The sequence below is a fragment of the Bradymonas sediminis genome, from assembly GCF_003258315.1.
Taxonomy (GTDB): domain Bacteria; phylum Myxococcota_A; class Bradymonadia; order Bradymonadales; family Bradymonadaceae; genus Bradymonas; species Bradymonas sediminis.
Map to the genome: position 1 here is coordinate 4,267,429 of NZ_CP030032.1, position 18,732 is coordinate 4,286,160.

General features: G+C 61.8%; 15 protein-coding genes and 1 pseudogene. 6 read left to right on the forward strand and 10 right to left on the reverse strand.

The features are described from left to right. Positions 1-158: 158 nt before the first annotated feature. Positions 159-1,328, reverse strand: coding sequence for an MXAN_5187 C-terminal domain-containing protein (locus DN745_RS16075; protein ID WP_111336381.1), 1,170 nt, complete (start codon positions 1,326-1,328; stop codon positions 159-161). A 133-nt stretch (positions 1,329-1,461) separates the two neighbouring features. On the opposite strand from DN745_RS16075, the gene DN745_RS16080 reads away from it, so the two are divergent. Genes DN745_RS16080 through DN745_RS16090 form a run of 3 tightly spaced genes read left to right on the forward strand, consistent with a single transcriptional unit; the run spans position 1,462 to position 4,361 of the window. Further along, a complete protein-coding gene (locus DN745_RS16080) occupies positions 1,462-2,523 on the forward strand; it encodes an ABC transporter substrate-binding protein (RefSeq protein WP_111336382.1) in 1,062 nt (353 codons plus the stop codon). Positions 2,524-2,559: 36 nt separating this feature from the next. Then, entirely contained in the window at positions 2,560-3,585 is a 1,026-nt protein-coding gene (locus DN745_RS16085; RefSeq protein WP_204355023.1) for a FecCD family ABC transporter permease, read from the forward strand. Next, on the forward strand, positions 3,582-4,361 hold the full coding sequence (locus DN745_RS16090; protein ID WP_162687728.1) for an ABC transporter ATP-binding protein: 780 nt from the start codon (positions 3,582-3,584) through the stop codon (positions 4,359-4,361). Before DN745_RS16085 ends, DN745_RS16090 begins: the two co-directional genes overlap by 4 nt. A gap of 12 nt (positions 4,362-4,373) precedes the next feature. On the opposite strand, the gene DN745_RS16095 is transcribed toward DN745_RS16090, so the two are convergent. Then, positions 4,374-5,363, reverse strand: coding sequence for a dipeptidase (locus tag DN745_RS16095; RefSeq protein ID WP_111336388.1), 990 nt, complete (start codon positions 5,361-5,363; stop codon positions 4,374-4,376). A 292-nt stretch (positions 5,364-5,655) separates the two neighbouring features. Here DN745_RS16095 and DN745_RS16100 point away from each other — a divergent pair, with 292 nt between their 5' ends. After that, on the forward strand, positions 5,656-6,810 hold the full coding sequence (locus tag DN745_RS16100) for a serine/threonine protein kinase (RefSeq protein ID WP_111336390.1): 1,155 nt from the start codon (positions 5,656-5,658) through the stop codon (positions 6,808-6,810). Between the two features lie 7 nt (positions 6,811-6,817). Here DN745_RS16100 and DN745_RS16105 read toward each other — a convergent pair whose 3' ends face one another. Continuing rightward, the gene (locus DN745_RS16105) at positions 6,818-8,023 is read right to left on the reverse strand and encodes an aminoglycoside phosphotransferase family protein (RefSeq protein ID WP_133622139.1); all 1,206 of its coding nucleotides are present in this window, start codon (positions 8,021-8,023) and stop codon (positions 6,818-6,820) included. 99 nt (positions 8,024-8,122) lie between these two features. Here DN745_RS16105 and gluQRS point away from each other — a divergent pair, with 99 nt between their 5' ends. After that, positions 8,123-9,136 (forward strand): tRNA glutamyl-Q(34) synthetase GluQRS, encoded by a 1,014-nt coding sequence (gene gluQRS, locus DN745_RS16110; protein WP_111336393.1) that lies wholly within the window; start codon positions 8,123-8,125, stop codon positions 9,134-9,136. A gap of 8 nt (positions 9,137-9,144) precedes the next feature. Here gluQRS and DN745_RS16115 read toward each other — a convergent pair whose 3' ends face one another. The 3 genes from DN745_RS16115 to DN745_RS16125 all read right to left on the reverse strand — a co-directional run bounded on the left by DN745_RS16115 (position 9,145) and on the right by DN745_RS16125 (position 12,032). Continuing rightward, positions 9,145-10,188, reverse strand: a complete 1,044-nt coding sequence (locus DN745_RS16115) for a hypothetical protein (RefSeq protein ID WP_111336395.1) — start codon at positions 10,186-10,188, stop codon at positions 9,145-9,147. Positions 10,189-10,365: 177 nt separating this feature from the next. Beyond that, positions 10,366-11,406, reverse strand: coding sequence for a hypothetical protein (locus DN745_RS16120; RefSeq protein ID WP_111336396.1), 1,041 nt, complete (start codon positions 11,404-11,406; stop codon positions 10,366-10,368). 176 nt (positions 11,407-11,582) lie between these two features. Continuing rightward, positions 11,583-12,032 carry a DoxX family membrane protein gene (locus tag DN745_RS16125; protein WP_111336398.1) on the reverse strand — a complete coding sequence of 150 codons (450 nt, stop codon included), beginning with the start codon at positions 12,030-12,032 and terminating at the stop codon, positions 11,583-11,585. Between the two features lie 1,332 nt (positions 12,033-13,364). Here DN745_RS16125 and DN745_RS16135 point away from each other — a divergent pair. Beyond that, positions 13,365-13,748, forward strand: a pseudogene (locus tag DN745_RS16135) (transposase); the annotation flags it as partial. A gap of 37 nt (positions 13,749-13,785) precedes the next feature. Here the strand turns inward: DN745_RS16135 and DN745_RS16140 are convergent. The 4 genes from DN745_RS16140 to DN745_RS16155 all read right to left on the reverse strand — a co-directional run bounded on the left by DN745_RS16140 (position 13,786) and on the right by DN745_RS16155 (position 18,614). Next, complete coding sequence (locus DN745_RS16140; protein ID WP_111337769.1) at positions 13,786-14,646, reverse strand: SDR family oxidoreductase; 861 nt, start codon at positions 14,644-14,646, stop codon at positions 13,786-13,788. A gap of 25 nt (positions 14,647-14,671) precedes the next feature. Then, entirely contained in the window at positions 14,672-16,084 is a 1,413-nt protein-coding gene (locus DN745_RS16145; protein WP_111336402.1) for a cytochrome P450, read from the reverse strand. A gap of 137 nt (positions 16,085-16,221) precedes the next feature. After that, the gene (locus DN745_RS16150) at positions 16,222-17,430 is read right to left on the reverse strand and encodes a hypothetical protein (RefSeq protein ID WP_133621939.1); all 1,209 of its coding nucleotides are present in this window, start codon (positions 17,428-17,430) and stop codon (positions 16,222-16,224) included. A gap of 104 nt (positions 17,431-17,534) precedes the next feature. Further along, complete coding sequence (locus DN745_RS16155) at positions 17,535-18,614, reverse strand: hypothetical protein (protein ID WP_111336405.1); 1,080 nt, start codon at positions 18,612-18,614, stop codon at positions 17,535-17,537. Between the last annotated feature and the right edge of the window lie 118 nt (positions 18,615-18,732).

Consider the following 18,732-nt stretch of genomic DNA (forward strand, 5'->3'; position numbering starts at 1 on the left):
ATGGCACCTAAAATGATGGGGTTGTACGTTCAGCGCGTCTTGTCACAAGGCCCGCGCAAAACAAGACAGCGGGCACGATTATTTCGCCCCCTCAATAGTCTATGATGACCCGGGGGCTCAAGATCGCTGCAGAAAAAACCGAGGGAAAGGCCGCCGGTTCAGTCTTTGGTCTCGGGTTTTAAGAACGCGCGGCCATCTTTGATGACGACCTTAAAATCGACGTCGCGCGCGCCCTTGGTGCGCTGAATTTGAGTGCGCTGTCGCTCAATCGTGTGACGAAACGCGTCGTAATTTAGCTTGCTCGTATCCTCTTTGCACCGCTCTTTGGCCTGCAGAAGCGTGTTGTAGATCTTGCGCGACTTCTCCTCGCTAAAACCTCCCGAGGAGGTCGCCGCAGGCGGCGTCACCGCGCTGGCGCGCTGGATAATCCGGTTGGGACGCGCGGCGCTGAGCGCGGACTCCGCGCGCGCCTGGGGCGTCTCCTGAGGCGCCTGCTCGCGCGCACGGGTGATACGCTCCTTGGCCCGCTGCAATTTACGCAACTTTGACACGTCGGCGCCGCGCCCGGGCGCGGAGGGATTCTCGGGGCGAGCGCGCTGCGTCACGCCCTGCTGGCTGCGCTCGAACGGGTTCTTCGGCCCAGGCCCGCCGCCGGTCGAAAGTCCCAACTTCGCCTGCAATTCTGCAAGCCGCTGTCTCTTGATCGCCTCGTCCACCGCGGGCGCGGACGCGGGGTCTTCATAGGTCGGAGAGCGCGGCGCCGGCGGCTCCACCACCGGTTCGGGCTGGCGAACCTTGCGCGTGCCCACGTATTTCTCGAACTCCCCGCGCTTGTCCATTTGCTCGAATTCTTGCTCCAGACTCGACAGATCGAGGTCATCGAGGTCCCACTCGCCAAGCTCAAACGCCCCGTCGGTCGCCTGCCCGTGGCGCACAAACTCGTTGGCCTCTCCCTCATGGGCCTCCGTCTCCTCTTCTTCCAGCGCCTCGCGCTCCGCACGCCTTTGTTGACGCGCCTTTGCGCGCGCAACATCGCGGTGGTAGGTCCCATCCTCGATCTGGCGCTCGGTGCGCGTCCAATGGGTCTTATAGGTCGTCAGACGCTGCGTCAGCCCACGAAACCGGAATCGAAGGTCGGTGCGAATCATCGGCATTTGTTCCAATTCTCGGAACATACGCATAATGTCGCGGCGGCCCTGATGCGGCGGGCGCTTCTCGACGCCGACAAAATAGAGTTCAAACTCCCGATAGAGCCGGTCGAGCCGCTTCTCAAACTCGGTGATTCGAGCCTCGATAAACGCCGGTGATATTTCGTCCTTCGGTGTCATAAATAGTCCGGGATAATGAATCCTGGCAAAACCTGGAACCAGCAGCGAGTCTGGCCCAGTCAAGCCCTTTGAAACGAGCAGCCCCCACATACTTCTTCCAGCTCTGCCAAATCAGTCTGCAAGGTGACGCAATATGAATTCTAACCTTTCTGAGCAATCAATGCGAGCGCCCACGCCGGGCAAAAGCCACTTTTTTATCGCCCTGGCCGCGGCCCTGCTGACAGGGTCTATCTTAGCCGGATGCGAGCCAACATCAACCGCGAAACAAGCATCCTCCAATGGGGCGTCCGAGTCTACACAGGCATCAAAAGTTGCGCCCAAAGACGATCCTGGCACCACCACCCTGCGGGTGGTGGCCAGCCAGACCTTGCCGACCAACCCCCAGCGCGTCGTCACCCTGGCGCCCAACGTCACCGAGGTCATCTTCGCCCTGGGCGCCGGCGAGCGCATCGTCGCGGTCACGCGCTACGACGATTATCCAGCAAAGGTGAAGAAATTGCCCAAAATTGGCGGCATTATCGACGTCGATCTCGAGGCCGTCCTGGCCCAAAAGCCCGACCTTGTGCTGGGTACCAGCGCGGGTAGTGACGGCAACCTCGTGGCCAAATTGGAGAAGTCCAAGATTCCCTATCTTTTCGTTCAAATGAACACTCTTGAGGAAACATACGGCGGCATCCAAAAATTCGGCGACACCCTCGGCCTGGGCGAAAAAGCGGCCGAAATACGCGCAGATATGCAGTCAAAGATCGACGCGATCGCGGAGTCGGCGAAGAGCGCCGATCAGCCAAAGCCCCGGGTGATGCTGGTCTACGGGCACGATCCGCTGGTCGCCGCAGGCCCCGGCTCCTTCGGCCACGAGATGCTCGAGCTCGCCGGCGGCGCCAACGTCCTGGCCGACTCACCAAACCCCTACCCCGTGCTCGATATCGAGAAGATCCTCAGCCTCAACCCGGAGCGCATCATCGACGCGACCATCGCCCCCGACGGCCCCGACAAGGTCGACGCGCCTTCGCCCACCGGGGCGTTCTGGGCAAAATACAGCACGCTGAGCGCGGTCAAGAATAACCAGGTCCACTATTTTGACGACCCGGTGCTGCATCGCCCCGCGCCGCGACTTGTCGAGGGGCTCGAAATAATGCACAAGGCCATCCGCGGCGACGCTCAAAACAGCGCCGACGCCCTCAAAGACGACTGACCCGGACTCGATTTGTTGCGATTTGCCAATAGACCCTTGAGCGCCACCAGGCTGCTGAGCACGATCGCCATCGCGCTGGTCGCGGCGCTTGGCTGCGCGCTGGTCGGGCTGGGTTGGGGGAGCTCCGACCTGGGCGCCGGGCAGATCATCCGCGGCCTGCTCACCAACTCACTCGACCCGATGCAGCAGACCATCTTGCTCAACGCCAGGGTGCCGCGGGTGCTCTTCGCGGCGGTGGTGGGCGCGGCGCTCGCCAGCAGCGGCGCGGTCTTCCAGACCGTGCTGCGAAACCCGCTGGCCGACCCCTATATCCTGGGCGTGTCGGGCGGCGCGGCGCTGGGCGGCACGCTCTTTTTGACCCTCGGCTCGGCCGCCCTCGGCGGCTTCGTCTTCGGCGTACCGGCGGCCGCGTTTGTGGGCGCGCTCGGGGCGCTGGCGCTGATCTTCGGGGTCGAGCGCTGGACCCCGGCCGGGCGCACCTCGAATTATGTACTTCTTTTGACGGGTGTGGTGTTTAACGCCTTCGCCAGCGCGATCATCATGTTTTTAAAGAGCATCGTGTCGGCCCAAAAGGCCCAGGAGTTGCTCTTCTACCTGATGGGATCACTGGCGGTCGAGGGCATGGCGCTGTCGACGCTTCTCGGCTGCGCGGCAGCCGTAACCCTATGTATTTTAGGGCTTATCTGGTTTGCGCGCGACCTCAACGCCATTAGCCTGGGCGACGATGACGCGGCGACCCTGGGCGTCGACGTGGCGCGGGTGCGCTGGTGGACGGTGCTCATCTCGAGCATCGCGGTGGCGGTGGCGGTGGCGTTCTCGGGGCTTATCGGCTTCGTCGGGCTCGTCGTGCCCCACGGCGTGCGCCTGCTCGTGGGCCCCGACCACCGCGTCCTCATCCCCACCTGCGCGATCGCGGGCGCCGGGTTTTTGATCCTCTCGGACCTCATCGCACGCAGCGTCTTCGGGCTCTTCTCGAGCACCTTGCCGGTCGGCGTCATCACCGCGCTCATCGGCGCGCCGCTGTTCGTCTTCTTTTTATGGCGCTCGATGAGGCCGACATGACCTTAATGCAAGCCGTTGAAATTACTCATGGTTTTGGCGCAGGCGAAGGCCAGCGTCGGGTGCTCAGCGATATCTCGCTCAAGATCGAGGCGGGCGAATCGGTCGCCCTTATCGGCCCCAACGGCGTCGGCAAAACCACGCTGATGCGCATCCTCGCCGGGCTCCTGAAACCAACCTCGGGGCGAGTCGAATTGCGCGGCGGCGAAGACCTCCACGCGATGAGCCGGCGCGAGGTCGCCCGCCAGCTCACCGTCGTCCCCCAGGCGCGCCCGCAGGTCTTCGACTTTAGCGCGCTCGACCTGGTGTTGATGGGCTTTCACGCGCGCACCGCGCGCTTCTCGCTGCCCTCGGCCGCCCACCAAGAACAGGCGCTGGCCGCCATGGCCGAATTGGACGTCGCCGACCTCGCCGACCGCCCCGCCTCGGTCCTAAGCGGCGGCGAGTTACAGCGCGTGCTTATGGCCCGCACGATGACCTCAGAGGCTGCGCTGTGGCTGCTCGATGAGCCGACCGCCAACCTCGATATCCGCCACCAGATCGCGCTTTTGGAGCAAGTCACCGCCCACTGCGCCCGCGGCGGCGCCGCGCTCGGCGTGCTGCACGACCTGGCGCTTGCCCACCGCTATTTCGAGCGCGTCATCATCCTCGATGACGGCAAGATCCGCGCCGACGGCCCCAGTAATTCTACCCTCGACGACGCCCTGCTCTCCCAGGTCTTCCAGGTCGACCTGCACAGCGTCGACGTCGGGGAGCGCCGCGTCTGGGTCGTAAAATAAGCCCCCGATTTATCAAAACTCCGGCCGCGCCCGACTCAACATCTCAAACGCGTTCTCGCCCATGATCATCGCGACCTGCTCGGCCGAATAGCCTCGATGAATCAGCTCATTGCTGACGATATGGATGTCGCGGCAGTCGCGCTGGTCACTGGGAATCGCCGGCAGCCACCCATCATAATCGCTGCCGATCGCGACGTGACGAATCCCCACGCGCTGAATGATATATTCGAGATGATCGACCACCACCGAGGATGTGGCGCGCAGCTTGCCGGCCAGAAACCCGGGCGCGAAGATCACCCCGATGACCCCGCCGGTCTGGGCGATCGCGTCGATCTCGGCATCACTGATATTGCGCGCGTGGTCATACACACCTTTGACGCCGGTGTGGGTGCACAGCACCGGGCGGCGCGCGACCTTGCAGACGTCGAGCACCCCGGGGGTGTTGACGTGCGCCAGGTCGACCAGGATATCGGCGTCCTCGAGCGCGCCGACCAACGCGCGCCCAAACTCCGTGAGCCCGTCAACCTCGTTCGCCCCGCGCCCCATCGCCGGGGTGATCGCGGCGTTTTTGCAAAAATGCGTCAACGTCATATAGGCCGGGCGGCGCGCGGCCAGCTCGGCCACCCGCTCAAGCTTTGCGTTGAGCATATGCGCGCCCTCCACCCCCGGCGCCAGCCCGATGACCCCGCGCCGGCGCGCCTCGGCCCAATCCTCGGGGCTGCGCACCCGCATCACCCGCGCGTCCTGGGCGACCACCTCATCGAGGTAGTCGATCTGGCGGTTCATCTCGCGCCAGCCAGCCTCGCTCTCCCAGGGAAAATAATGAACCCCCAGGCAGGCCCCGGCGTAATTTGCCTCGACCATCCGCGGGATGTCGGCGTGCCAGAACAGCGGCTGCCCGCGCATGCCCGGGCGATGGCGCCGCGTCATATTATAGCCGAAGAGCCGCTGCTGAATGATGCTGTCGACATGCAGATCAACCGGCGCAAATTTCTGAGTCATCGTCACTTCCTGCACATTAAATTGAGGGGCGAAATTCCCCACAAGCCTAAGCACCCAGGCGTGTTTTGGAAATAACAAACTCGGGGGGATCGAGCCACCGCGCCGGAGGATTTTGGCCGCTCTCAAAACTATTTCGCCTTCAGCCCTCGCGGCGATTGCAACCCCGTGATCCTGCTGGTTACAATGCCGCTTCTACTTCTTCCGTTTTTTGGACGGTTAGAGCCGGCGTCTTTTCAGAAACACCCGGCGAAGCGTTTGCCGTACAATTTCATTGTGCTGTCGGAGGCTAACTATGAGCATCAATACGCAGCCTGAGCAGGGGCTCGCCGGGCCGGTTGACCTGATCGGCCAGAGGTTATTTGGCGGCTATGAGGTCATCAAAAAACTCGGCGAAGGCGGCATGGGCGCGGTCTATCTGGCGCAACAGGCGAGCATCGGGCAATCCATCGCGCTGAAGGTGCTGCGCTCGCGGGCGACGCGCAGCGACGAGACGGTGGCGCGTTTTCACCGCGAGGCCAAGGTCATCGGGATGATGACCCACCCCAATATCGTGCGCGTGCTCATCTTCGGGCGCCTGGAGGGGCTGCTGTATATGGCGATGGAGTATGTGCACGGCGACGAGCTTCAGGAGCGCATGCAGCGGGGCCTGCTCAGCGAGGTACAGGTCATCAAGATCATGAAGCAGACCCTGAGCGCGCTTGCCGAGGCCCACGATCTCGGGGTGATTCATCGGGATTTAAAGCCCGAGAATATCCTGCTGACTAATTTTCGCGGGGAGCCCGATTTTGTGAAGGTCCTAGACTTTGGCATCGCCAAAATCCTGGAGGACAATGAGTATGGGGAGACCAATACGATCGACGAGATGCCGCTGACCCAGACCGGCATCGTCTACGGCACGCCCTATTATCTGTCGCCGGAGCAGGCGCGCGCCGATGAGTTGGACACGCGCACCGACATCTACAGTCTCGGGTGCATCCTCTACGAATTGATGGCCGGGCAAAAACCGTTTGACGGCAAGAGCGCCGCAGAAGTGGTGCGCATGCAGGCGTTCGAGCAGCCGCGGCCGGCCCGCGAGGTCGCCCCGGATCGCGTGTCGCCGACGATGGCGGGGATCATCGAAAAGGCGATGTCCAAAGACCGTGAGGACCGGTTCTCCAGCGCGATGGAGATGTTCGACGCCCTGATGGTGCGCGAGCAGGAGTTGCTGCAGGAGGGCGTCATTACCGGGCGATCGACCTATTTCCCCGGCAGCGAGGTCACCGGGTCGCGCCCGCTCATGGCGATCGACGCCCAGCAGCCCGGGCTCTATACGCCGCCGACTTCGCCCGATGAAGGCGGGCCCACGGTGACCCTTAAGCGGCGCTCCGTGCTGCTGATCGTCGCCGGGGTGAGCTTCGCCTTTATGTTGATGACGGCGATGCTATTTCTGGCCGTGGCCACCCGCTGATACGACCTCAGCCGCGCGGCCAACTCGGCTCGATATCGGCGAGGATTTCGCTCAACTCCTCGCCGACCGAACATTTGCTAAGCGCCTCAAATACATAGCGAATCGAGGCATCATAATAGGGCAAGAAGCTCGGGTCACCTTTGACCCGGTCGATATTGATAAAGCGCCCGGCGTCCTTGAGCTTTCGCTGAACGGTTTGCAGGTGGAAGGTCGACACCACCGCGTCTTCGTCGGCGCACCAGGGAAGCTCGGCCCGCGCGCCCTGCGCGATATAATAGCCAAGCAGCGCGTCGACCTGGTCGCCGCGCAATTCGATATAGGAGTCGCGCAGCAGCGCCACCAGATCGTAGACGCAGGAGCCCATCAGCGCGTCCTGGAAGTCGATCAATTGCCAGCCATCTTTATACATCAAGTTGCGGGACTGATAATCGCGCAGGACCAGGGTCTGGGGTGCGGCGAGCAGCGCGTCGACGATCGTGTCGAACGCGGCGCTCAAGTCGGCGCGGCGCGCGTCGACCCGCGCGGCCTCATCGCCGCTTAGGCGCGCGTCGAGGCCCCACTCCAGATAATGGTCGAGCTCCCAGCGCAACAGGCCGCGGTCGAATTTGCGCCCAAAGCCGATGCAATCTTCGGTGAGCGCCCGGTCGCCCGCGGAGTTTAGCACCGCCAACTGAAAGTCGATCAGCAGGTCGATCGCCTCGCGGTAAAGCCCCATAAACGCGTCTTCGTCGCCGCCGACCGCAAGGATCCGATCTTCAAAAGTCTGCTGGCCGAGGTCTTCCAGGAGCAGCACGCCGAGGTCCATATCGACGCGGTCGATATCACCCACCGGAAGATCAATCTTTCGCAAATAACGCTGCATATTGATAAACGGCAACTCGGTGATCGCGGCGTCGCCCTCGGAGGTGCCCTCGTCGCTGGCGAAGGGGTCGCCGCTCATCGGAAGCACCATCGCCATGCGGGTGAATTCGCCGCGGGCGGGGTCCAAAAGCTGGCCGGTGTCGGGGTCGGTCGCCGGCAGCGTCACCCGCCAATAGATGCGCAATGAGGCGTGGCCGCCCAGGTTCTCAAGCTCGGCGACCTTCGCGATCTCGGGGCTAAAAAGCCGCGCGACCGCCTGGCGAACGCGCGCCTCCATCCCCTGATGGGAGTTCGGGTTGAGGGTCGTCTCGTCAGCGGAATTCGCGGGGGTTTGTTCGTTCGTTTTGCTCACCGTGGCCTCATTGAAAAATGGAGTTCGCCCAAAGAAGTCCACGATCAACGACACCTCTCAGATTGTCAAATTCTCAGATTTACGCCATGTATAACACCTATGAATTATGACGAACTTTTGCAAAAATCGAACGCTCTTCGCCTCAAAACACCGCGCGCCCGCTACGCGCCAAGCCCCACCGGGCCGCTGCACCTGGGCAATGTTCGCACCGCCCTGCTCGCATGGCTCCAGGCGCGCCTGGTCGGCGGCGTCTTCATCATGCGCAACGAGGATCTCGACACCAACCGGGTGATTGAGGGGAGCGCCGGGCGCATCTACGAGGATCTTCGCTGGCTCGGCCTGGACTGGGATGAGGGCGAGGACGTCGGCGGGCCGGTGGGCTCCTATGTGCAGTCGGAGCGAACGGCCCTGTACCGCGAGGCGCTGGACCGGCTGCGGGCGCTGCGCCACGACGGGCACCCGGCGGTCTTTCGCTGTTATTGCTCGCGCCGCGACGTGCGCGAGGCGGCCAGCGCGCCGCACCAATACGGGCGGCTGATCTATCCGGGGACCTGTCGGGGTTTGAGCGAGGCCGAAGAAGACGCGGTGCGCGAAGAGAAGCCCGATCGCATCCCGATCTGGCGGTTTTGGATGCCGCGCCGCCGTGTGTGTGTTCAGGACGAAGTGGCCGGCGAGTTTTGCCAGCAGCTCGACGAAGAGGTCGGTGATTTTGTGCTGCGCCGGGCAGACGACCTCTTCGCCTATCAATTGGCCGTGGTGGTCGATGATGCGCTGATGGGCGTCACCGACGTGCTGCGCGGGCGCGATCTTTTGAGCTCGACGCCGCGCCAGATCGCGCTGTTCGAGGCGCTCGGCTTCGCGGTGCCGACCTTCTGGCATGTGCCGCTGATGCGCGATGAGAGCGGCGAGCGCATGTCGAAGCGCGAGGAGTCTCTGTCACTGCAGACGCTGCGCGCCAACGGCAAAACGCCCGACCAGGTGGTCGGGCGTCTCGCGCACTCGATCGGCCTCGCCGCCCCGGGCGAGCGCATCTCGGCGCAGGACCTGCTCGGGCGACTGAGCCTCGATGACTTCAAAGACGCGCTCAGGCGCGCGTCGGATTCAGACAAATAACCGCGGGATTAGGCGTCGGTCGCGGAATCATCCGCCTCGCCGCTTCCCGTAATCTTCACGCTTGGCATCACCCGGGCGCCGGCGCCATCGGCGGCGTCGGGCATCCGCACGGTGAACTCACAGGCGCCTTCGGCCAGGCCTTTGACCTCCAGAATCTGGGGCTCATAGAGGCGGAAGAGCTCTTCGGTCTTCGCCGGCCCCTGGGTGAAGGCGACCTCGCAGGTCTCGGGCGTGCTGACCTCGACGGTCATCGCGACGTTGCTTTGGCAGACCGGGACTGCATCGGCAATCAAGGGCAAGACATGCAGAGTCGCGGTGTCGCCCTGAGCGACCGGGATCAGGCCTTCGCTAAAGATCTCAGACTCATAGACTTTGAGCGCCCGAACGTCTTTGGGCTCGACCAGGTTGAGCGAGAAGCTATCGTCGCTGACCGTCGAATTAATCTCGACGGTACCGGCGTCCGCCCCGGTGCGCAGCGGGAGAAGACCATTGACGCTGGTCTCGCCGATCGCAAGACCTGTGCTCTCGAGAAAATCGACCGGATAATAGCCGGTACCGACCGCGACTTTAGACCCGGCGCGCATCGTATAATGCAGGCGAATATCGGAGTCGACGAAGTAGGCGGCCTCACCGTTAGGCTCACAGGCGTGGGCGAATTTCAGAGAGTCGACCTCGACCACGTCGAGCTCGAAGGTATCATTGAGTGAGTCGCCGCCATCGCGAGCGTCCACCTCGATATTTGCGCGCCCAACCTCAAGCCCCTCAAGGGTCATCGCGCCGCCCGAAAGCGCGGCCACCGCGAGGACCTTGTCGTCGGAGGATTGGGCCGCGTCGATCGGAAGCTTCTGCTTATCTCCGTCGGCTTTGGTGACCGAATAATTGAGCTTCGCGCCCTTGGCTAGCGGCGAGGTTCCGGTCGCGCCAGCGGCCGCGCCCTTATCATAGGTCAGCACCAAATTGCCCTCGGCGCCGGTCTGCTCGGGGACACACGCGCTGCTCAAGAGGACCGCCGAGGAGAGGGCGCCCAGAAACATCTTCGATTTAATATTCATCTTTATACTCCCAAATAGATTGCTTGGTATTTGCTTTCTCGTACCACCGGGCATCCAAGTCTGCAACGCCTATGCCAACCCCGTAGCGCGCCAAATAGGCCCGCGGGGGCAGGATTTGCGGGCAAAATGCGTCAGCAATGTCCGAGTGGATAAACGCTGCCCCGATAGGCGAAATGCTCAGTCCAGCATGTCCGGGGCATAGCCGCCGATACGGACGGTTTTCTCGACGCTCACGCCCTGGCCGCCGGCGGCCTCGGGCATGGTGACGCGGAACGTGCACTCGCCGGGGTTAAGCCCGTAGACATCGAGCGTCTGGGTCTCGTAGAGATGAAAGAGGTCCTCGGTGCGCGGCGGGCCCTGGTAAAAAGAGGCGTTGCAAATATTTGGCGTGAGCACCTCGACGCGCATGTCGGCGTTATTCTGGCAGACCGGCAGGCCGTCGCCGACCTCGGGCAAGATATGCAGGCTCGTCAACGTGTCGAGCAGCACCGGGACCTTGTCGCTGCTATAGATATCCTCCTCGAAGAGCTTTAGCGCGTTGACATCGCGCGGCTCGACCAGGTCAATCTTGAAGCGATCATCGCTGACCGTGGACCTGATCTCGACGCGGCCGGGGAACACGCCGGTGCGCAGCGGCAGCAGGCCATTGGTGCTCGCCTCGCCCAATTTTGCGCCCGAAAGCGGCCAAAATTCGACCGGATAATGCCCGTAGCCGACCGCGATCTCGGAGCCCGCGCGCATTGTATAATGCAGGCGAATATCGGAATCGACAAAATACGCAGCCTCTCCGCCGAGCTCGCAGGGGTTTGCGAAGTCAAGGGAGTCGACCTCGGCCACGCTGAGCTCAAAGAGATTGTCGAGCCAATAGCCATGGGTGGATTCCGCCTCGATATAGACCTCTGCGCTCCCGACCTCGAGGGCCTCAAGGATGACCGCGCTCTGCGCCACTGCGTCGACGCCGATGGCCCACTCGTCGTCGGACTCAGCCTGGATCACGCGCAGCTTTTGCTCCCCCTGGCCTCGCTCGGTGACCGAATAGGCGAGCTTCGCGCCGCGCGCCATCGGCGAGGTGATCGTGGCCGCGCTCACCGGCCCCTTATCAAAGCCGAGCGTCAGCACCTTTTGTAGCCCGTCGGCTTTAACCGGCAGGACACACCCCGCGGCCAGCAGCGTGGCGGAGGCGAGCGCGCCGAGCAGAATCTTCGTCGTCGTCTTCATCTTCAACTTCCCGGAAAGAATGAGTCACTCGCGGTCGAGTTATTGGCGAGCTTATGAGCAGGCAATAGTTATGCCAACGGGCATTGGCAGGGGTTGACGGGGCTGCGCGCGCATCTATTCAATCGATGCGCGCCACCGATGTCGGGGAGGATGAAACACTGGGGATTTTCAAACGCTCAATTCAAGCGCAGATCGGAAGTTGAGGCAGGACTATTCCCAAAGGCCAAAAAGTAAATAAGGCCGCCGCCCAGGCCAATATTTTTGGCCAGCGGCCCCATCGAGGCGAGGCTGCCGACCTGGACGGTAATGGTGATCGGAATCAACAAGAGGATGAGCAAGAGCGCCGCCCAGCGGGTCTTGAAGCCCGCGGCCAGCGCGAGGCCGCCGAGCAGCAGGGCGACGCCGGAGGCAATGACGAGCAGCTCGGCCGAGGCGATGGAGGTCGCCAAAAAGCCCAGCGGGGCGCTCTCAAGACGCGTCGCGACGCCGTTGGGGCTCGTCAGGTGGTTAGTGCCCGCGACGAGGAAGATCGTGCTGAGCATGACGCGGAAAATCACGAGCGCTTTGTCGCGAAGCGGCGCGGTGAGTTTGGCGAGGAGATCGGTTTCTGCTGGGGTGTTTTGCATGGGAGAACCTGTGCGCCGAAAAATCAAACAATCAAACGACCATTTGATTAACGCGCGAAATGAGGACGTAGAAATGCGCGGAAATATATCATCTATCCCCGTCAGATACGGGATATTGACGATACTAACCGGGTCATCTGCCGTAATATTCCGGCCGCGCGATGACGACATCACCCGGAGCCAGACATCGAAGGCCTGGCTCCGATATGAAAGAGCGATCGAAATCGACTGACCGCCCGCATCAATCCGGCGTGGGCCAGCACCCCGGCCCCATGCATCGGCAATAGTCGGCCTCATTGCAGGTATATGCGCCCCCGCAATCCTCGTCCTGGCAGGGATAATAATACTCAACGCAAGTCGTATCGTTGAGACATGCCACCTGGCACGAATTCGTGCCGCAATCGATCCCGCCGCTACAAGCGGTATCAACCTCTCCGACCTGTCCGCATTCAATATTGCACTCAGAGGAACCACATTGAATGGCCCCCTCACACGCGTTAAGGCCCAGGCAGCGCAACGTGCATTGCGACGCTTCGCCGCAGTCGATGGGCCCCTGGCATGCCCATTCCCCCTCACACAGAACGGTGCATTTCCCATCACCGCATTTGACGGGGCGTCTACAACTCGAATCTCTCTCACAATGAACGACACACGCCAGACCATCCGGACATTCAATCGAACCCAATGATACACTCTTAATATGACATTCACCGTTTCGACAACCACCATTGCATATATCCGGACAGATATTTACGTCGGCATCCGCATCTGAAACGTCCGAAACGGCATCATTAATGATATCTTCTGCGCCGCCATCATCTTGATCAATATCTTCTTCGATATCGTTGACAGTATTCCCATCTTTTGGAGGGGAGGCGTCGACATCCCGGTCGGCACACGCTCCATCCACGCAAACTCGCGTTCCCCGACAATCATCTTGCGACTTACACCCGACAGAATTGGTGTCGGAACTGCAAGCCATAAGCAAAAAAGCTTGACCGCAGAATAAAACCAAAACAAACAACTTCTTCATACACACTCCAAATTACCACACAACCTGAAACGGACATAGCTACCAACAACCATTCATTATAAATCGTAACTATAATTCAAAATTTGAGTCCGCCCATTGCCGCCGCCAACACTACAATAAATACCCTTGGTCTCGTTGCCCTTGCCCCCAAGAATAACACTTCCAACCCCAAGGGTTGAGTCACTAGGATGGCCGGTGCGATTTTTAGAACTTAATGAACCTCCCCCTGCGCACTTAAAGACACCGAAAGTGAACTTGATGCGCTACTAAAAGCTCAAGATACCACGGCGGCATTCGGAAAATGTCTAAACTCGGTGCCCGGGGTTGGCCGAATTCTAATCGTGACGCTCCTCGCCTATTTGCCCGAGCTGGGAAAGCTCAATCGAAAGGAAATCGCCAAACTGGTCGGCGTCGCACCGCTTAATCGCGATAGTGGCCACCGAAAAGGCAAGCGCAGCACATGGGGAGGTCGCAGTGAGATCCGTAAGGTTTTATATATGGCTGCGTTGGTTGCCACACGCTATAACCCTGTTATCAACGCTTTTTACAACCGCCTGCTTGATGCTGGCAAAGAAAAGAAGTTGGCGCTGGTCGCCTGTATGCGAAAACTTTTGGTTATCCTCAATGCGATGGTAAAGTCGGGCGAGTCTTGGACCCCCGACATGGCGATGCCGAAACACTAGATGAAGACAGTTGCTGGCTCCGGGGCAACGCATTTTTTTATAGGCCCGTCCACGCTTCGCTCCTGGCCCATAGCTCTTTGGCGAGGGCTTCGTCCTGGGCGAGGCGGCTGGGGTATTTGGGTTTGCAGGAGTCGTAGTAGAGGCCGGTGTCGTCGGCGACCTGGTCGGCGGTGGCGCAATAGAGAGTGGTCTGGGCGCCCTCGTCTTCGGAGATCATAAAGAGCTTGACAATCGAGCGGAACGGCCAGGGGATGCGCCGCCAGATATCCGAGGCGACCACGCCCGGGTGCAAGGCGTAGGTGTGGACGTCGGAATCCCCGAGTCGGCGCGCCAATTCGGCCGAGAACAGCACATTGCCCAGCTTCGAGACGCCGTACTCGGGCATGCCTGAGACCGTCTTGGTGGAGCGGTGTAGGATGTCGAAGTCGAGCTCGTCGGGCATATAATGCGCCTTGCTGGCGACGTTGATGATGCGCGCCGGGGCGCTGTCTTCGATGCGCTCGAGGAGCAAATTGGTCAGCAAAAAATGCCCCAGATAGTTGACGCCGAAGTGCATCTCGAAGCCGTCCTGGGTGAGGCCGCGGATGCCGCCGAGCCCGGCGTTATTGATGAGCAGGTGCAGGGGTAAATCGCGGGCCAAAAATTCGGCGGCGCAGGCGCGCACCGAGTCGAGCGAGGCGAGGTCGAGCTTGAGGAATTCGATCGCCTCATTCGGGCAGCCCTTCTCCTGGCAGCGCTGCTTGATCTCGTCGATGGCCTGGCGCGCCTTGTCCTCGGAGCGACAGGCCAAAAAAAGATGCGCCCCGGCTTCGGCCAGGCGCTGGGCGGTGACGCGACCGATGCCGGCGGTGGCGCCGGTGATGAGAATGATGCGGCCTTTCTGACTCGGGATATCCATCGATAATGCCTCGTTCAATAAATAATTAGCGACGCGTGACCTTCATTTTTATCTCGCTCAGCGGACGCTGGGTGACCGAGGGGCGAATGCGCAGCGGCTCGGTCGAGACGTTCTCCAGCTCAATTTGCTGGGCCATCGTCGCGATGATTAGGGTTGCCTCCATGATGGCAAAATAATTGCCAATGCACACGCGTGGACCGCCGCCAAACGGAAAAAAAGCGAAGCGCGGCAGCGTTTTTTCGAGGTCGCCGAGCCAGCGCTCCGGGCGGAAGGTGTCGGGGGCGTCGAACCAGCGCGGGTCGCGATGCACCAGCGCCTGGGGCGTGAGCACCTGCGCGCCGCGCGGCACCGTCCAGTCGCCGATCTGCACATCCTCGATGGCCTCGCGCCCGATGATCCAGGCCGGCGGATAAAGGCGCAGCGTCTCGTTTAACAGCGCGCGGGTATAGGGCAGCTTCTTTGCGTCTTCGGCCGTGGGCGCGCGCCCATCGAGCACCGCGTCGACCTCCTCGCGCAGCCTGGCGGCCGCGTCGGGATGGGCGGCCATCAGGTGCCAGGCGTAGGTGACCGCCAACGCGGTGGTCTCGTGGCCGGCGAGCAAGAAGGTCAGCGCCTCGTCGCGCACCTGGCGGTTGTCCATCTTATTGCCCTCATCATCGACCGCGATCAGCAGCCGATAAAGAAGGTCATTGCCCTCGTCCACCCCGGCCCGGGTGTCGGCCCTGGCCTGGCGGCGGCGCGACTCGATAAGCTCATAGATCAAGCGGTCCAGGCCCTCGATGGCGCGTTTATTCTTGGCGCGCATCGGCGTGGGCAGCGGCTCCGGCATAAAGCGCCACATCGTATTATTGCGCTCAAAGAAATAGTCGAGCGCCGCCTCGAGCTGCTCGCCGACCTCGTGATAGTCGGCCTCCAGCTCGAGGTTAAACAGCGTCTTGACCACGATCCGAAGCGTCACGCCCATGATATCTGCGTGAAAATCGCGCACCTCACCGGTCTTCCAATCGGCCATCATATCTTTGGTATGCGAGACCATCACCTCGGCATAGCTCTCGATATGTTTTCGCCGAAGCGTCGGCGAGATGAGCTTGCGCTGGCCGCGCCAATAGTCGCCCTCGGCGGTCAGCAGCCCCTGGCCCAGCACAGCGTCGAGCTCGTGGAGCATCGTGTCTTTGTGGAAGGCGTCGTTTTTGCGCAGCAAGACCTCTTCGATATCTTCGGGGTTGGTGAAGAGATAATTGGTATAGGGCCCAAGGCGAAAAACCGCGGTCGGCCCGTGCTTGTCGGTGAGCTTGCGGAGGCTGCCGATCGGGTCGCCCGCGAAGCTCAGGTGCGTCTTCAGGGTCTCCAGCGCGCCGGGGCCAGGCGGGCGGGCGACGCCGGCGGAGGGGTCGAGCTTTTGGGCGACTTTTTCTCGAATAAGCGATCGTAACTTCATACAAACTCCAAATGACTGCTCGCCGACGACGGCGACATTTCGAAGGGGGCGCGCATCATCTTGCCCGAAGTCGCGGGCAAAGAAAAAGGATGAGGCGCGTGCCTCATCCCTTCTCAAATCAACCAGCGCTGAGCCGACTATTGCGAACAAACGCCGACGTTCGGGGCGCCCGGGAAGACGCTCCCAGCGCCGACGCAATAATAATACTCGCCGGTCCAATAATCATCGAGGAAGTCGCAGTCGCCGTAGCCGACGCGGCAATGCATAAAGCAGGAATAGGTGTCGCCGGCGTTCGCCAGGCAAGCCACGCCAAAGCCGTCGCTCATCTGACCGCAGGTCTCGTAGGAGGGCGAGCATTGGTCGCCGAGGCTCGACGGCGCCGGGTCGATGCTGCTGGTGCACACGCCCTGGGTGTCGCTGACCGGGTTGCAGACTTCGTTGCTCGCGCATCCGTTATTGGAGGTCCACAGCGTGCATGGCTGACCGCCGCCGGTGCTCTCGGGCACGCAGAGGCTGCCTTCGCAGGTATATCCCGAGGGGCAGGAGCCGTTGCAGCCGTCCTGGGGCGGGATGCAGATATTATTCTGACAGGTATAGCCGGACGGACAGGCAGGGTTGCACACGTCCGGGTCGGGGGTGTCGGCCACGCAGGTGCCCGCCTGGCAGGTTTCACCGAAGCCGCAGGCCGGGTTGCACTCGTTGGGGTTCGACGCGTTCGGCACGCATTGGCCGTTGCTGCAATGCTCCGAGATATCGCAGCCCGGGTCGCAACCGTCGGCGGGCGGGTTGTCGGCCACGCAGGTGCCGCTGTCGCAGGTATATCCGGTCGCGCAGGCGGGGCTGCAGACGTTGGGGTCGGAGGCGTTCGGCACGCATTGGCCGTTGCTGCAATGCTCCGAGATATCGCAGCCCGGGTCGCACACGTTCGGGTCGACCGGCGTATTGGGCACGCAGGTGCCGCTGTCGCAGGTCTCATCGCTCGCGCAGGCCGGGTTGCACACGTTGGGATCAGGCGTGTTATTCGCGTTGTTATTATTGGAGGACTCACCCGCTTCGCATTTGCCGAGCGCGACGTTGCAGGTCTGGCCGAGGGCGCAGCCGGCGTCGCTTGAGCACTCCGCGTCCGCGACGCGGTCGGGCAGCGTGGGATGGCCCCCGCCACCGCTGCCGATGTTGGATTCGCATACGCCGGCTTCGACATTGCAGCTCTGGGCGAACGCGCAGTCGAAATCGTCGGTACACTCCGGCTCGGCCGCCTCGTCCGAACCACACGCCGCCAGCCCAAAGCAAAGGGCTGCCACCGCGAAGAGGCTCAGCAGCAAATTTTTCAGTTTATATTTCTTCATCATCATTCTTCCTTAGTATTTGTGCTCTATACATCTTGATTATCGCGAAGCGCGAAGTTTAGCTGGGGCGCGCGGTCCTGAAAACAGGGGTCAAGCGCTGATTATCAACTGCTTCGGGAGCACACACCGATATTCGAATACCTGGGGAAATAACCCGCGGCGGTGCACTCATAACTCTCATATACCCCGCCGTCTCCGTAGCCTTCGAGCCTATCACAGTCCCCATTTCCGATGCGACAATGCATCAAGCAGGAGAAGTCGGCGGCCCCGACCTGGAAACACGCGATGCTAAATGCCTCGGCGTTCTCGTTGGGGTTCGGCACGTAGACGCCGCAGGTGTCGTAGTCGGGCGAGCATGAGTCGCCAAGCGCGGTGGGCGCGGGGTCAATGCTGGCGGTGCAGTGGCCCTCGAAATTTCTGGCGACCGCGCAGATCTCACCGCTCGGGCACTGGCTCTCGGAGGACCAGAGGGTGCAGGGCTGGCCGCTGGGGCCAGGCGCGGCGGGCACGCACTCACCGCCCTCGCAGAACTCGTTCTCGCCGCACACCGGGTTGCAGCCACCCATGGCGTTGGGGATGCACAGGCCGTTTTCGCAATGCTCCTCAACGCTGCAGCCGAGGTCGCAGCTGGGGTAATTATTCGAGACGCAAGTGCCGCTATAACAGGTCTCGTCGCTGGCGCAGGTCGGGCGGCAGGCGTTGGGGTCACTGGCGTTAGAGACGCACACATTATTGTCGCAATGCTCCTCAACGCTGCACGCCGGGTTGCACACGGTGGGGTCGTTGGGAACGCAAGCGCCGTCCGTGCAAGTCTCGTCGTCTGCGCAGGCAGGGTCACACGCGTCCACATCCGCGTCTGCGTCCATGTCTTCGTTCGGGGTCGCGTCGCCGGCGTCCGAGACGTCGCCCGCCTCGCACTCCCCGGCGCTATTGCAAACCTGGTCGTCGGGGCAACCGGCGTCGCCGGTGCATTCGGGCGTCGAGGACGCGTCGGCCGGCGTCCACATGTCGATCGGAACGCAGACTCCCCGGTCGATATCGCAGCTCTCGCGGAAGGCGCACTCAAAGTCATCGGTGCACTTTGGCTCGGCGACCTCAGAGGAGCCACAACCCGCCAGCCCGAGGCAGAGCCCCGCGAGCGCCAGGTAGACCAGCGCCAAATGATAGAGTCTGTATTGCGTCATCGTCGTTCTTCTCTACTATATCAAGATATTTCCCCCACCTGCATAGCGAAGAACAGCGCGAAAAGCAAAAAATCTTCTTCTTCCAGCACTTGCAGCGCGCGAACATCAAAGGCGCGCA